Consider the following 13,508-nt stretch of genomic DNA (forward strand, 5'->3'; position numbering starts at 1 on the left):
CCACCACCCTAGAGTCCCGTCCCGCGGAGGTGAGATCAGCCACCTGTTCGTAGCACGGCTGCGACAATCGGCCCGGCCGCGTCGCCGCCGTGGCCGCCCTGCTCGGTCATGGCCGCCGCCGCGATGTCGTCGCGGAACCCGGTGAACCAGCTGTTGGACTTGGCGCTCCCGTCGACCTCGGCGGAACCGGTCTTGGCACCGATGTCGCCGCCGAGCCCGGCCATGGCCTCCCGGGCGGTGCCCTGGGTGGCGGTGAGCCGCATCATCTGCTTCAGCTGGGCGGCGGTGCTCGCCTTCAGTCCCTGGGCCTGGGCGAGCTGACGGCCGTCCAGCTTCGGTGAGACGAGATAGGGCTGGCGGAAGGCGCCGGTGATCGCGGTCGCGGTCACCGAGGCCATGTTCAGCGGGCTCATCTGCACCTGGCCCTGCCCGATGGCACCGGCCGCCCGGTCCGGGCCGCTGACTTCGGGGACGCTGCCGTCGAAGGAGCCGATGCCGGTCTTCCAGTCGTCCTGCCCCAGCCCGAAGCGCTGCTCGGCCTCCTGGGCCAGCGAGGCGTCCGTGAGCGGCTTCTCGTCGATGAGCTTGATGAAGGCGGTGTTGCAGGACCGCATGAAGCTGTTGGCGAGGGTGGCGCCCTCGTTGGGGTCCATGCCGGTGAGGTTCTCGAACTTCTGCCCCTGCCACACGGCGTCGCGCGGGCAGGGCGCCGGGCCGTTCATCGAGGTCACGCCGTTGTCGATGAGCATCGCGGCGGTGATGATCTTCATCGTGGAGCCGGGTGCCGCCTGGCCCTCGAAGGCCGCGTTGAAGCCGTCCGTACGGTTGTTCGCCACGGCCAGAACCTCGCCGGTGCTCGGCTTGACGGCCACCACCGACGACTGGGCGAACCGCTTGACCGCCTTCTCGGCCGCCGACTGCGCGCTCGGGCTGATCGTGGTGGCGAGCCTGCCGGGCTTGCCCTTGGCGAGGATGAGCAGCGGGGTGTCGGGAGCGCTCCCACCGGTGTGCCGGACGACCAGCTCGACGCCGGGCGAACCTCCGGCCTTGTCACCGTACTTGTCGCGCAGGGCGTCCAGGACCGGGCCGAGGGAGGGGTACTTCTCCTTCGTCAGCACGGAACCGTCACGGCCGACCGCCTGGATGGGCGGGCTGGCCGACCGCTCCGTGACGAGCGTGTCGTCCTTCTTCAGCTCGGGGTGCACGACGGACGGCTGCCAGTCGACCAGCGGCCGTCCGGTGGTGAGCCCGCGCACGACCTTGAGCTTGCCGCTGTAGCTCAGCGGCTTGGACTTCCCGTCGTAGGCCACCTTCGCCTTCACCGTGTACGGCACGGTGGTGCCGCTCGCCGCGCCGGGCGTGATCTTCACGTCGGTGATGTGCGCGTCGTCCCCGAAGGCGGTCAGCAGCTGCTCGGCGGCCGCGTCGTTGTTCGTGTACGACGCCGCCGTCGCGGCCTCGCCCTTCTCCCAGGCGCCGAAGAACTTGGCCGTGGTCGCCTTGACCTCGTCCTCGTCGGGCGGCCCCGACTTCTTCTCCGCGGTCACCCCGCTCGTGCCGCCCCCGTCCCCGTTCAGCGCGCTCATGATGTTGTAGGCCCCGTACCCGGCCCCGCCCACCATCACCGCGAACACGCCGCCTATGACAGCGGTCTTGACCCCCTTGCCCATGTGGGCGGTCCCCTCCCCGTTGAGCTTCACGCGCTCCTTTGAACGCGTTCAGAACGCTCGATCCGGTAGCACTCTAAGCGCAGAGGGTGACGGTAGGGGCGGTTGTTTCGATTTTTGACCGAACACGCATCCCGCCCGGGCGGTGTGCCGGGATTCTTCGACTAGTCGTCCCCGCCGCTGTGCCGCGACCCGGAACGCCCGTTCGCGCTCCGGGTCAGTTCACTGACGAGCAGCGTCGCCTTGGCCACCTCACGCGCCCAGCGCGGGGCGTCGCCCCGGGCCGCCCAGAAGACGCAGACGCAGCCGCCGATGACGAGCAGGACGACGACCGACAGCATGAGCACGAGCATGCCCGACCCCCCGTTTTCTGTGATGATCCGCACCATCCTCGCAGCTGACCGGCTAGACCCAGGTGTCCAGCCACATCCGCGCCCGCCAGTCGTCGATGGGGATGGCCTGGCCCGTGTACAGGGGCCAGAAATAGATGAAGTCTGCGCGATCGGGCCCCGCAGGGCCCCGGCCAGGGTGTTTACCTCTGGCCGGGGTCGGCTCAGGCAGCATGGGCCGTCTCTGGGCCGTGATCTTGAGGATTCGACGCCAGATAGAGGCTGTCGACTGCCTTCCGGGTGCGGCCCTCGCTGCTCGGCATGAGGTGCGTGTAGGTCCGGAGCGTGAACCCCGGGTCGGCGTGACCGAGGTACGAACTCAGGGCCCGGATGCTCTCGCCCGCGTCCAGCAGGACGGACGCGTAGAAGTGCCTGAGAGCGTGCATGCCGTGCTCGGGGGCCGACGCGTACCGCTTGCCCGCCTCCCGTGCCGGGATGATGCCCGCGGTGGCCAGAGCGGGCTTCCAGTGGTGATCGTTGAAGTTGCTCACGCGGACGTGATTGCCCTCGGGGCCGCTGAAGATGAGCCGCTTCGTCACGAGGGGGCCGTCAGGCGTGCGCCATGGAAGCGTGACGTCGATCGGCTCGAACTCCTTCGAGTGGTCTCGGAGAGCGGTGGCCACGGCTTTGGGCAGGGGCACGTCCCGCACCTTGCCGCCCTTCGGCAGGGCGAAGACGTACTTGCCCCGGATGCGCTTGAGCTGGTGGCCAACGGCCAGCCAACCGCCCTCGTAGTCGAGTGCTTCGACAGCCAGACCGAAGATCTCACCCTGTCGCAGTCCGCAACCCGCTCCCACATCCACGGCGGCCTGGTAGCGAGGAGGGAGGGCGGCGCGTACGCCGAAGACCTGCTTTGCCGTCCACGGCTCGACGCGCGGCTTGCCCGGCTTCGGGAGCTTCACCGTGCGGGCCCGGCAGGGATTCTTACTCAGTAGCCCGTCCTCAACGGCGGCGCTGAGCGCTGCCGAGACGGTGCCGACGATGATGCGGCGGTGTGACTCCGCCGGCACGGTGTCTTCCAGGGCGGCGATCCAGGCGCGGATGTGCTCCGGCTTGAAGGAGCCGAGGGGGCGAGAGCCGATGTGAGGGTAAGCATGCAGCCGGAGCCGACGCTCCGCAGCTTCACGGCTGTTGATCTCACCGGTGTGCATCTTGACCCAGCGTTCCGCGTACTGCTTGAACGTGGTCCGTGCGGTGCGCGGGTCGATGTACTGTCCGCGCGACATGTCCGCCTCGATGTTCGTGAGCCACTGCTTGGCGAGACGCAGTTCCTTGTCACGGAACGACTTGCTCTTCTCGGTGCCGTCCGGGCCGACGTACCGGGCGCGGTACCTAAGACCCGTTCCGTGGCGATCGGTTTTGACCTTGACGGACTTGCCGTCGGGGCCGGTGATGGCCTTGAACCATCGGTCTTGGATGTGGCCAGCCATGTAAGGCGGTAGTCCCTTCTGGGCATGGGACGGGGAGGGCCACAATGTGGCCCTCCCCGGGAATTTGGGTGGTGCGTGTACGGCCGCGCTAGGCGGCGTCGCTCTCGGCGTCCTTGCGGCTGGTGACGTAGGCCTGCACGTCGGCGGGGTCGTAGCGGACGTACTTTCCGATACGGAATCCGGGCGGCCCGATGCGCTTCTTACGCCACTGGTAGACGGTCTCTTTCGGCACGTCGAAGATCTCGGCGATGTCGTCGGCGTTGAGGTACCGGTCCGGGAGGCCACCCCGGAGGGTGGCGCGGGGATCGGTCTCGTCAAGGAGGCGGGGCGGCGTCACTGCGTCCTCCGGGAGTTGGAATCACATTGCTCTGAGTCGTGACTCATCGCGACTCAAAGCGGGTTGGCTGGGGCTTGAGCCGCGATGAGTCACGACTCAGACAGATGTGGTTCGGACTGGTTGACGGTGATCCCGGTGTAGGTGGCCACCTGCCGGCCGTAGGCGTCGCGGGGCCTTGTGCGGTTGAGCTGGGGGACGACGGAGAGCAGGTTGCGGCCGAAGACCTGCTTGGTGCCGGGCTTGACGTTGTTGTCCTCGGCCCAGTCGCGCCAGACGCTCCACAGGGTGTCCACCGGCACGCTGCATGTCGGGCCGGTATGGCATCGCTCGCGGATGAAGGCGCTGGTGGGTGAGGCGGTGTCGCGCATGGTGGTGATCGCTTCGCGGCTGGATGCCGGTTCGGTGATGCGGCCGGCGCGTTCCAGGCGGGCGAGTCCTTCCAGGGCCCAGTTGATGACGCCGGGCATTTCGGCGATGAGCCGGTCGGTGAGGGTGGAGTCTTCCTTGCCCAGCCAGGACAGGCGGGTGCTGAGCAGGATGAACCGGTTGGCGATGACGCCGGAGGAGTCGCCGAAGTGCGGCAGTTCGTTGGACAGGATCATCAGCCGGGTGGGCAGTTTGCCCGTCCAGACCGGGCGGTACTTGCGGTCCACGTCGATGGTGTCCTCGCCGGAGATCGTCAGCAGCCGCTCGACTACTTGGCTGTTGTCGTTGCCGGACAGGCGGGCGTCGGAGATGATCGCGAGGGGTTTGCCGACCAGGGTGGACAGGCCGAAGTTCGTTCCGAGTCCGGCGAGGGTCGGTCCGGCGAGGTTCTCCTTGCCGACCAGCGCTTTCAGTACGCGGGCGATGGTGCCTTTGCCGGAGCGGGAGGGGCCGACCATGAACAGGATCTTCTGCTGGTCGGTCCGGCCGGAGATGACGTAGCCGAACCATTCCTGAAGTGCGGTGATGGAGTCGGGGTCGTCGGGCCAGAGCTGCGCCAGGAACCCTTCCCACGTCGGTGCGGTGGCGTCGGGGTCGTAGGAGAACGGTACGGAGACGTGGTTGAAGAACTCTGGGGTATGCGGCAGCAGCGCCCGGTCCCGGATGCGCAGCAGCCCGTTCTGACAGGCCACGATGGGGCCGTGGTCCTGTCCGGTGTCCCCGTGGTCGTCGATCCAGGCGGGGGCGTCGGTGTCGGTGGGCAGGAGGGTGATGGCGCTCATGGCGTCGAGCAGGTTGCTGATCTTCGGTTTCGTGGGTGCCCAGTCGCGTTCCTCCGTCTCGCCGTCCTTGCCGGGAGCCTGAAACACGGCGTGCTCAAGCCGCTCGTACATGCACTTGCGGACCTGGGCTTCGTCCAGCTCGCGCCAGCAGGTGCCGTTCCAGCGCATCCACGAGCCGCGCCAGCGCCGGACGATCAGGCGGCCATCGCTTTGCCAGGCGGGCAGGAGTCGCCGGGCGACGGCGAGCGGGTTGGAGGGTGGGGGCAGTTCTTCCGTGCCGGTCATGCGGCGGTCCTCCCTTCCTGGGAGCTGCGAAGTGGACAGGTGTCGCGGTGTGCTTCGTGGTCTTCGATCAGTGCGAGTACGCGGCGTTTGCCGAACGCGCGCAGGTGCCGGCCGCACTCGCAGGTGGACAGGGCGCTGGGCTGTGCGCCGTACGGGGCCCTGATGTGCAGCCACCCCGTGATGCGGCGGTTGTCCGCCGGCTGCAGGTCAGGGCGAAGAGCAGTTCGGACGCCCTGACGGGCGGCGCCTTTCGGCCCGCCCACGCCCGCCGCCTCCACAGACTGTGGAGCGGCGAGCGGCTGGGAGGTGGCGGCAGTGAGGCTCTTAGTAGGCGGGGGATTGGTCATGCCGCTCGCCTGCCGCCCGGGTTGTGGGCGATGGACCAGTCCAGGCCCCGGGCAATGACGTCGTCGTAGTAGCGCTGGGACTGGGTGGCGTTGCCCGCTGCCGCCCTACTAAGAGCCTGCTCAACCTCCCCCCGGTCGAGGTCGCCGGACGCGACCAGCCGCCCGAGTGCGCGCGCGGCCCGCAGGAGTGTGGCGTTGCGAGTGCCGTCAGCGGCGGTGGCGACGTTGTGGACTTCACCGCGCAGCGCGGCGGCGGCGTACCCGTCTGCACGGGCCACGATGGGCCCTGCCGGGGCCTGTGCGGGCCGCTGACGTGGTTTCAGGGCCTCGTGCAGCCAATCGGGCAGCGGTGCGGGGTCACGGTCGTCCAGAACGGTGTACGTGCCGTCGGGGGTGGTGCTGCCGGGGGCAACGGCGTACCCGCCCCACCCTCGGGTATCGATCTTCTTCGCCAGCCGTCCGGCAGTCGAGTGCAGCCGGGCGCCGGGCGGTTGGGTGAAGTACAGGTGCTCACCGCCGCGTGCGGTCCGCACTCGGTAGGTGTCCGGGAGTACCTGCCCGGCGCGCTCGCAGAGCGCTTGAAAGTTGGCGGCGCCGTCAGGCGTTCCTTTCGGCTCTTGGGGCTTGAGCGTGTCGAGGTCGACCACGAGCAGCCCGGACGGGCCGGTAGCGATGCCGACGTTGTACGGCTGGTGGGCCCATGCGGCGATGAGCAGCTCGGTGTCGGTGGTGGCGCGCTGCTCGGGGGTCTTGTGGCCGTCGGCGCAGCGGCCGGTGCCGGGGCAGAGCCGTTCGGCGTGACCGGCGGGCCGCTTATCCATGGGGCGCAGCGGGATGACTGCCCAGCCCCGCCGGGTGGCCTCCAGTGCCCAGGCCAGCAGGCCCAGCCTGGTCAGGTCCGTAGTGCCGGTGCCGGTCACGCTGCCACCTCCAGCCTGGTCAGAGCGGCGAGGTAGGCGCGGCCGATGTGCTCGGTGTAGGCGGGCGGGACGCACTCGCGGATGCCGTCGCGGTTCATCCACGGCACGCCCATCACACGGCGGGCCAGGTCGACGCCGGAGAAGTTGCCGACGAACTGCCCGTAGTGGCCGGGCGGGACCGGGCGGCCCATCTTGGCCTGAGGCACCAGGTGCGCCGGGTGGTGCGGCTGGTCGAGGGTGAAGCCGCCGCCGGTCTCGAAGTACCGGTGCCGGTAGGTCTCCACGCCGAACATCGGACCGCACAGCATCACCGGCTCACGCAGCTTCGGCACCGCGCCCTTCACGTTCTCCATCACCCACGGCCGGCCGGTGGACTCCAGGGCGGCGCGGGTGGGGGCGATCAGGTCGGGGTGGGCGTTGCCTTGGATGCGCTGGCACTCGCTGTCGTGCTGGCACGGCGGGGAGGCGTGGATGAAGTCGTACTGGGCGCCGTGCTCCACGACGTAGGCGATGGCGTCGGACTGGACGAACCGGAAGGGGTAGCGGGGCTGCGGATCCTTGTCGACGCCGGTCACGTCGAACCCGGCGTCGGCGTAGCCCTTGCCGGCGCCGCCCTGGCAGCAATACAGGTCCAGCAGTGTCGGCTGGTGGCCGCGTACTCGCCGGATGTCGGTGGGTTGCGTCATGCTGGGAGGCCTCCAACAGGTCTGATGAGGACGGGTTGGACAAGGGCGGCCCCGGTTCTTTGGCGAGATGCGGGGGCCGCCCTTGGCGTAGCTAGCTGTGGAAGTGGTTGCGCTTGAAGACGGCCTTGCGGATGTTGACCGTGGTCCCGCTCTGGTGGCGGTTCGCGCTGAACACCTGCACGGCGATCCAGCCGCCGAAGATGACGGCGGCGAGGGTGATGAGCTGGGTGATGAGTGCGGTCAGCGCGGTGATGAACGTGGTGAGGAGCAGCAGGCCGCCGCACACGGCGAGGAACCCGAAACCCCCGAGTGCGACGTTCACCGCCGCGCGGGAGACGGCCGGCTTAGCGGCGGTCGGCTCGGGCTTGGCGGGCTCGATGGCGTAACCGGTGACCACGCGGCCGTCGGGCAGGACGACGCTCGCCACGGTCGGGAGGCTGCCGGGCTGGGCGGGAACGAGGGGCGCCGGTGTCACGGCGGCGGGGGTGATGGGGGTGGGCTGGTGGACCTCCACGGCCCGTTCGGCGGGTGCATAGGCGGGGTGTTCGGGGCACATGCGGAATCCCTTCCGGTACTTGGTCAGGGAGGCGGAGGCACCCCCTTCGGGGTGCCTTGTGGAGGGGTGTTCGGGGGGTCTGACCTGCGTGCCTCCCTGACTCCCTGATGGATCATTTCTGCTGGTCAGGGCCAGGGAGGTGGGTCAGGGAGGCGGTCAGGGAGTTCTCCCTGCCTCCCTGAGCGTTTGGGGGTCGGCTCCCTGTCATCCGTCGGCGGAAGCGGAATCTTCCGCGTCGCGGTTGGCGAGGGCGCGGGCGACGCGGTCGCGGGCGACGACCATCACGCCGTCGGACTTGTACGGCTCGGCACCGGCGTCGTCCAGGACGCGCTTGAGGTCGATGAACGACCAGCCGCCATAGGCGTCCGTGTTCCGCGTGGCGAGCCGCGCGAGCACGTCCTTGGTCCGCACGCGGGGCGCGTCGCCGATGACGGCGGCGATGTCGGCGAGCGGGTCGCGCTCCTCACCTCGCTCGATGACGTGCAGGGTGGTGACCCCGTCGCGCAGGGCCTTGGCGCGGTCGGCGATCTCGGTGGCCTGCTCGGTGTCGATGTAGTGGGTGCGGACGTTGATGGAGGCCTGGCCGGCGGGGATGGCGATGCCGTCGGAGGCGACGACGACCTGTCCCTTGTCCAGGCCGGGGCGCAGCAGGTTGGGGGCGGCGCCGCCGTCGACGGCCTTGTCCCCCAGCGCCATGCGGGCCTGTGATTCGGTGCCCAGGGCGAGGGCGGCGCGGGTGTGAGCGCCCTCGCGGACCAGCTTGGGAAGGTTCTGGTCGGTGGGGTCCTGCGTGCCCTGCCACATCAGCACGTTGACCGCACGCCCCTGGTTGTGGATCTTCCGCACGGCCATGAAGTACCGGCTAGTAGCCTTGGACCCGCCGTAGGGCCGCTTGTCCTCGTCCTTGAGCGGGCACATGAACGCCACCTGCGCCTCGTCCACCAGCACGATCAGCGGCGGGAACTGTGTTCCGGGCGGGGCCTGGAGGCGGCGGTTCATCTCGTCGACGGCGTCCTCGACCATCTCGGTCGCCTCGATCACGTGCTCATCGGTCGGCCCCTGAATCAGCACCGTGGCCAGGCCGTCGAACATGGCCCAGTCACCGGCACCCTTCAGGTCGGCGATCCGGAACTCAACGCTGCGGTCCAGGGCCAGCCACAGGGTCAGGGCGCGCAGGGCGGCGGTCTTGCCCTGGTTGGACAGGCCCGTGATGAGCAGGTGGCGCTGATACAGGCTCAGGGCGGCGGCGTCGCCACGCAGGTCCTGGCCCCACGGTGCCCTGCCCTTGGTGTAGTCGGCGGTCAGGGTCTCGTCGGTGACCAGCGGGGACGGGCCGATCGGCTCGTCCAGCGCCCCGGAATCGGCGATCCACAGCCGCACGGTACGGGCGGCCGGGGGGATGGTGATGAACACCTCGTGCTCGTGCCGGGTGAGGTTCTCGGCAAGCTTGCGCCGCCTGCCCTGTACCTCGTTCGTGGCCACCCCGGAGGGCAGGGTCACATCGACTTCCACGCCGCATCCGGCGATGCGGATCGGCCCGAGCATGCCCGCGCCGGCGTCGCCCATCTCCTTGATGGCGTTGCGCAGGGCCGGGATGCCCAGGTCACGCAGGGCCTTGACCACGATGGACGGCGTGATCGGCTCACCCTCCCCGTTGCGGACGTTCGCCGGCAGGGCCCACTGGGGTGCGGCTTGCTGCTTGCGGCCGACCGACCACAGGGCGAGCAGGGTGAACAGCGGGCCGAGGGTGACGGCGTAGGGCCAGACGACCTGGACGATGGTGATGAGCAGGCCGATGAACTCGATCACCGCGCTGAGCGGGGTGATGACGTCGGCGACGTCCTTGGTGTTGAGGGCCATCACCACTCCGAGCGCGACCAGGGTGCCGATGCTCATCCCGGTCGCGACGGCGGCGCCCTTGGCCACGTCGACGGGGGAGGTGAGCAGGTCCATGCGGCGGCGGTGCCGGGCGTCGCGGAAGCGCTGCAACCGCTCCTCCCACTCCTCTGCCAGCTCGTGGTTCCCCGCGGCTTCAGCGGCGCGCAGCATGCGTTCGTAGCGGGAGCCGGTGCGGCCGTCCCAGGTGCGGCGGGCCACGATCCGGCCCCCGTTGAACGTGTACATCCCGTGGCGGGCCACCGCGCGGACAGTGGCCGTGGTGCGCTCGTCGGTGGCGACGCGCTTCATGGCCCGCCCGGAGCGCACCCACAGCGGCCCCGGAGCCGGGGCGGGCGGGTCGGACACCACCGTCAGTGTGGTCACGGAGGCGTCGTGAGCGGGGGGTTCGGGGTCCTTGTGGAGGCGTACGACGTTGTCGGACATGCTGAGGGTTCTCCTGACTGCCCCGGACAGGGGCGGGAGTTGAGGGAGACACCGGGGGTGGCCTGGTCCTGGCAGACAAGGGGCCACCCCCGGGCAGCAGTGCGGGGTGCTTCAGGCGGCGCGGGCGCCGGGAACGAGCTGCTCGGCGAGGTACTCGCGGCTGTGCGCCTCGTTCTCGTCCAGCTCCACCAGCCGCTCGTGTTCGCGGGCCTGGCGGCGGGACTGGCGCTCGATGCCGAGCCCGTCCCGGGTGTTGCGCACGATCCGTTCCAGCACGCCCTTGCGGCTGAACTGCATGGCGTGCACCAGCTCGTGCACGAGCGTCACGGCGAAGTCGGCCGGGGTGGGGTGCTTGTTGGCGTCGATCAGGATCAGCGTCGAGCCGTCCGGGCGCGGGATCGCTGTCGCCTGCACCTCGCGGGCGGTCCGCTTGGCGCCTTGCGTGGCGCGCTTGAGGGCGCGGCGGTCGGCGGCGCCGGCCAGGGCGATGTCAGCGGCGACGATCAGTTCGGCCATGCCCCGCTCGTTGGTCAGGATGACTTCCACGTCCGGCATCCGGCCGGGCTCGGAGCGGTTCACGAGCTTGACGGCCTGCTCGGTCAGCCGCTTGGCGGTGCGCAGGGTGGAGCCGTAGCCGGGCAGCTTGTGCGTGCTCACGGATGTCTTCACGACAGATCTCCGTCTCAGGAAAAGACCGCAGCTCAGGCGGCACACTGGTCGGGGTAGGCGCAGGTCACGCACATGCCGAGCGACGTGGGAATGACATAGCCCGCATCCAGTCGGCAGCACGGGCAGGTGCGGCGGGCGAGCATCGCCAGCGCCAGAGCACCCCACTTCCGCGACGTCATCGGCCGGACGGGCTTGGCCAGGTCGACGCGGTAGAGGTAGGCGACGCGGGCGCCGCCGGACCGGCGGGACGCCCGCATGACCTGCGCCGCTATCGGCTGACCCCCGGGCCGCAGTCCCAGGGCCCGTAACTGCCGACGTGTGGCCAGCCCGTCCGGGGCATAGCGCCACGGGTAGGTCGGAACGCCGTAGCAGGTTCCGGCGGGGTCGAAGCACTTGCCGAACGCGGCGGACATCAGGCCGCCGCCTCAGCGTCACCGCCACCGGCACGTTCGGCGAGGAGGGTGTCGCGCAGCATGCGGGCGTTGGCCGGCGAGGTGTGGATCGCACGGCGGATGCCCTCGGCGGTCACCTTCGCGTCCGGCCAATCGGCCGTCGCCTCACGTGCTTCGGCGAGCAACTCATCCGGGGTGCGCTTGGGCCGTCGGGGCGGTCGGGCCACCTCGGGGAGTCGACCGGTCGCCCGGCGGCGCGGCGGGGTCGATTCCGCCGCCACCACCGGCACCAGCTTCGCGGCCACAGGCTCGATCGCGGGGACCGGCTTGAGCGGAGGAATCGACTTGCCCAGGTCGACCGCGACCGGATCCGGCACACTCAGCCGGGTCAGCGTCACCACCGGATCCGGGGTCGATTCCCGCAGCTCAGCCGTAGACCGTTTCATGATGGTCTCGGTGGATTCCTCCGCATTCGCGGGCTGTGCGGGATCCAGGGCCGGGGTGGGGGCGGCGCCGCCGAACATCGAGGCGAGCGCGGCATCCGCACCGGCGGTCACCCGATCCCGCTGCACGTCCAGCAGCCTCGATACGAGTGCCGTGTCGCCGACGCCGACCTTGCGTGCGAGCCGCCACGACTTACGCTCCGACCACCACTGGACCCGACTGCTCGGGTGCTGGGTGGCGCGGGCGCGGTGGTAGGCGAGCGCCTGCACCAGATCGGCGGTGCGCCGCTCGTTCTCCGCGTCGCGGCCGTCGGTGTGGACGACGATCCGCCGGGCGAGGAACGCCATGCCCTCAGCCGAGACGGACATACCCATCGGGGTCAGCGCGTAGATGACGGTGCGGCCCGCATCGGGTGCGGCCATGGCGCCCATGACGGCGGCGGCGGCCGGCAGCGCCCACAGCCCGACCCGCACGATGCGCGGGGAGGACTGCCCCAGCATGGTCAACCCCAGCAGAACCAGAGCGAGCACGGCCGTTGCCCCCTCACCCGCAGCGAGCGCACCGAGAGCGGTTCCCTTGCCGTAGGCGTGGCCGATGTTGCTGTACGTGCCGATCCCGCCGAACACGCCCGTGGCGAGCATCGGCACGAACGCGGCCGTCAGCACCCCGATCTGAACGCGGGTCAGCTTGGTGGGGTTCACCGGGCACCCCCCACGGTGAGCAGCGCGGCGAGAATGAGCAGCGCCCCACCGGCGAGGGTGAGGTCGACCGCGCGGCGCAGGGTCGTGAACTTGGCGACCGCCAGGCGGGACAGGCCGGCGATGTCGGCAGCAAGGTCGGTCGCGACGGCGGTGGTGATCTCCTCGGCGGTGAGCGTGGCCCACAGCGGGAACCCGTGCCGGCCGCGCAGGTTCGGCCGGGTGGAGCGCAGCAGCAGCCCGGCCGCCGCGACCAGCAGCGCGATACCGGCTCCGCCCACGAGGTAGGCGGGCAGGTTCAGCGGCAGGTCCCGGGCGACCGTCCAGGCGCCGGCCAGCACCGCGCCGACGAACGCCAGCAGAAGACCGGTCTTGGTGTCGGTCCGCGTGATCTCCGCCTTCACCTCAGCGTGCGCGGCCGTCAGGCTCCGTTCCGTGGCACTCATGCCGCACCCCCGGGCAGGACAGCGCCAGCGGTGCGGTTGGCCAGGGCGACGCGGGCGGCCAGGGCCCGGCGTCGGGCCCGGCGAAGGCGCTGGTGGTCCAGCTCGGTGGGGATGCGGTCGAGGGTGATGATCTGCGCGTCCAGCAGGTCAACGTCCGCCAGGATGACGGGCATCTCCTGCTCGATCGCGTCCAGCTCGGCGTCCGTCGGCTCGATCCAGTCGGCGAACGCGGTAACAGCGTCCTGAACAGTAACGATGTGGTTCATGGGTTGTGGTCTCCCTAGCAGGTGAAACGGCCCGAATAGCGCCCCCGGTGTTCCAGCACCGGGGGCGCGCCGTTTGTGGATAAAGCAGGTCTGAGGTCAGCGGCGAAAGGCCCAAGAGATGAGGCCACTGACGGCGTCGGTGCAGTCGGTAACCCGACCCGACTCCAACTCGTCGGCCCGGTCCTCCAGCTCCTCCGCGGCGGTGTCCCTGCCCCGGAGGCGCAACACCTTTGCCGCCTCACGGTTCTTCGCGGCCTGTGCCTTCAGGCGGTCCATGAACAGGTCTCTCGACGGGTGAAGGGTGAAGCCCTCGCGGCTCCCCTCAACCCCGCTCGTACGAGACGAGCGGAGGAGGCAGCCGGCCACAGCGGATGAGCTGTGGAGAGGCCAATGCGCGGCGTAGGCCGCGCGGTCCGTCTTTTCGACTCGGGGAGACGGGGCCCACC

General features: G+C 70.0%; 15 protein-coding genes. All 15 read right to left on the bottom strand.

Features of this window, described 5'->3' with window-relative positions; genetic code table 11:
* Positions 1–35: 35 nt before the first annotated feature.
* Complete coding sequence (locus QC385_RS05810; RefSeq protein WP_279540362.1) at positions 36–1,670, bottom strand: penicillin-binding transpeptidase domain-containing protein; 1,635 nt, start codon at positions 1,668–1,670, stop codon at positions 36–38.
* A 161-nt stretch (positions 1,671–1,831) separates the two neighbouring features.
* Positions 1,832–2,020, bottom strand: coding sequence for a hypothetical protein (locus tag QC385_RS05815; protein ID WP_279540174.1), 189 nt, complete (start codon positions 2,018–2,020; stop codon positions 1,832–1,834).
* A gap of 200 nt (positions 2,021–2,220) precedes the next feature.
* Positions 2,221–3,486 carry a tyrosine-type recombinase/integrase gene (locus QC385_RS05820; protein WP_279540175.1) on the bottom strand — a complete coding sequence of 422 codons (1,266 nt, stop codon included), beginning with the start codon at positions 3,484–3,486 and terminating at the stop codon, positions 2,221–2,223.
* 88 nt (positions 3,487–3,574) lie between these two features.
* On the bottom strand, positions 3,575–3,823 hold the full coding sequence (locus QC385_RS05825; RefSeq protein ID WP_279540176.1) for a helix-turn-helix transcriptional regulator: 249 nt from the start codon (positions 3,821–3,823) through the stop codon (positions 3,575–3,577).
* 89 nt (positions 3,824–3,912) lie between these two features.
* On the bottom strand, positions 3,913–5,316 hold the full coding sequence (locus tag QC385_RS05830; RefSeq protein ID WP_279540177.1) for a DNA primase family protein: 1,404 nt from the start codon (positions 5,314–5,316) through the stop codon (positions 3,913–3,915).
* A gap of 343 nt (positions 5,317–5,659) precedes the next feature.
* Positions 5,660–6,583: a bifunctional DNA primase/polymerase gene (locus tag QC385_RS05835; protein ID WP_279540178.1), complete on the bottom strand. Its 924-nt coding sequence runs from the start codon at positions 6,581–6,583 to the stop codon at positions 5,660–5,662.
* Positions 6,580–7,269 carry an SAM-dependent methyltransferase gene (locus tag QC385_RS05840; protein ID WP_279540179.1) on the bottom strand — a complete coding sequence of 230 codons (690 nt, stop codon included), beginning with the start codon at positions 7,267–7,269 and terminating at the stop codon, positions 6,580–6,582. The genes QC385_RS05835 and QC385_RS05840 overlap by 4 nt, the downstream gene beginning before the upstream one ends.
* Before the next feature lie 91 nt (positions 7,270–7,360).
* Positions 7,361–7,825 (bottom strand): hypothetical protein, encoded by a 465-nt coding sequence (locus tag QC385_RS05845; protein WP_279540180.1) that lies wholly within the window; start codon positions 7,823–7,825, stop codon positions 7,361–7,363.
* 204 nt (positions 7,826–8,029) lie between these two features.
* Complete coding sequence (locus QC385_RS05850) at positions 8,030–10,147, bottom strand: ATP-binding protein (protein ID WP_279540181.1); 2,118 nt, start codon at positions 10,145–10,147, stop codon at positions 8,030–8,032.
* Positions 10,148–10,258: 111 nt separating this feature from the next.
* Positions 10,259–10,816 (bottom strand): hypothetical protein, encoded by a 558-nt coding sequence (locus QC385_RS05855; RefSeq protein WP_279540182.1) that lies wholly within the window; start codon positions 10,814–10,816, stop codon positions 10,259–10,261.
* Between the two features lie 32 nt (positions 10,817–10,848).
* Entirely contained in the window at positions 10,849–11,229 is a 381-nt protein-coding gene (locus QC385_RS05860) for an RRQRL motif-containing zinc-binding protein (protein WP_279540183.1), read from the bottom strand.
* Entirely contained in the window at positions 11,229–12,293 is a 1,065-nt protein-coding gene (locus QC385_RS05865) for a conjugal transfer protein (RefSeq protein WP_443032847.1), read from the bottom strand. The genes QC385_RS05860 and QC385_RS05865 overlap by 1 nt, the downstream gene beginning before the upstream one ends.
* 56 nt (positions 12,294–12,349) lie before the next feature.
* A complete protein-coding gene (locus QC385_RS05870; protein WP_279540185.1) occupies positions 12,350–12,796 on the bottom strand; it encodes a Pycsar system effector family protein in 447 nt (148 codons plus the stop codon).
* Positions 12,793–13,062 carry a DUF6284 family protein gene (locus QC385_RS05875; RefSeq protein WP_279540186.1) on the bottom strand — a complete coding sequence of 90 codons (270 nt, stop codon included), beginning with the start codon at positions 13,060–13,062 and terminating at the stop codon, positions 12,793–12,795. Before QC385_RS05875 ends, QC385_RS05870 begins: the two co-directional genes overlap by 4 nt.
* Before the next feature lie 96 nt (positions 13,063–13,158).
* Positions 13,159–13,338, bottom strand: coding sequence for a hypothetical protein (locus QC385_RS05880; protein ID WP_279540187.1), 180 nt, complete (start codon positions 13,336–13,338; stop codon positions 13,159–13,161).
* Between the last annotated feature and the right edge of the window lie 170 nt (positions 13,339–13,508).

The sequence above is a fragment of the Streptomyces sp. DH10 genome, from assembly GCF_029813805.1.
Classification (GTDB): domain Bacteria; phylum Actinomycetota; class Actinomycetes; order Streptomycetales; family Streptomycetaceae; genus Streptomyces; species Streptomyces coeruleofuscus.

Excerpts from the sequence above, each read along its gene's own strand:
- QC385_RS05810 (WP_279540362.1), bottom strand. The coding sequence starts at position 1,670 with ATGGGCAAGGGGGTCAAGACCGCTGTCATAGGCGGCGTGTTCGCGGTG.
- QC385_RS05815 (WP_279540174.1), bottom strand. The coding sequence starts at position 2,020 with ATGCTCGTGCTCATGCTGTCGGTCGTCGTCCTGCTCGTCATCGGCGGC.
- QC385_RS05820 (WP_279540175.1), bottom strand. The coding sequence starts at position 3,486 with ATGGCTGGCCACATCCAAGACCGATGGTTCAAGGCCATCACCGGCCCC.
- QC385_RS05830 (WP_279540177.1), bottom strand. The coding sequence starts at position 5,316 with ATGACCGGCACGGAAGAACTGCCCCCACCCTCCAACCCGCTCGCCGTC.
- QC385_RS05840 (WP_279540179.1), bottom strand. The coding sequence starts at position 7,269 with ATGACGCAACCCACCGACATCCGGCGAGTACGCGGCCACCAGCCGACA.
- QC385_RS05845 (WP_279540180.1), bottom strand. The coding sequence starts at position 7,825 with ATGTGCCCCGAACACCCCGCCTATGCACCCGCCGAACGGGCCGTGGAG.
- QC385_RS05850 (WP_279540181.1), bottom strand. The coding sequence starts at position 10,147 with ATGTCCGACAACGTCGTACGCCTCCACAAGGACCCCGAACCCCCCGCT.
- QC385_RS05860 (WP_279540183.1), bottom strand. The coding sequence starts at position 11,229 with ATGTCCGCCGCGTTCGGCAAGTGCTTCGACCCCGCCGGAACCTGCTAC.
- QC385_RS05865 (WP_443032847.1), bottom strand. The coding sequence starts at position 12,293 with ATGCTCGCCACGGGCGTGTTCGGCGGGATCGGCACGTACAGCAACATC.
- QC385_RS05870 (WP_279540185.1), bottom strand. The coding sequence starts at position 12,796 with ATGAGTGCCACGGAACGGAGCCTGACGGCCGCGCACGCTGAGGTGAAG.
- QC385_RS05875 (WP_279540186.1), bottom strand. The coding sequence starts at position 13,062 with ATGAACCACATCGTTACTGTTCAGGACGCTGTTACCGCGTTCGCCGAC.
- QC385_RS05880 (WP_279540187.1), bottom strand. The coding sequence starts at position 13,338 with ATGGACCGCCTGAAGGCACAGGCCGCGAAGAACCGTGAGGCGGCAAAG.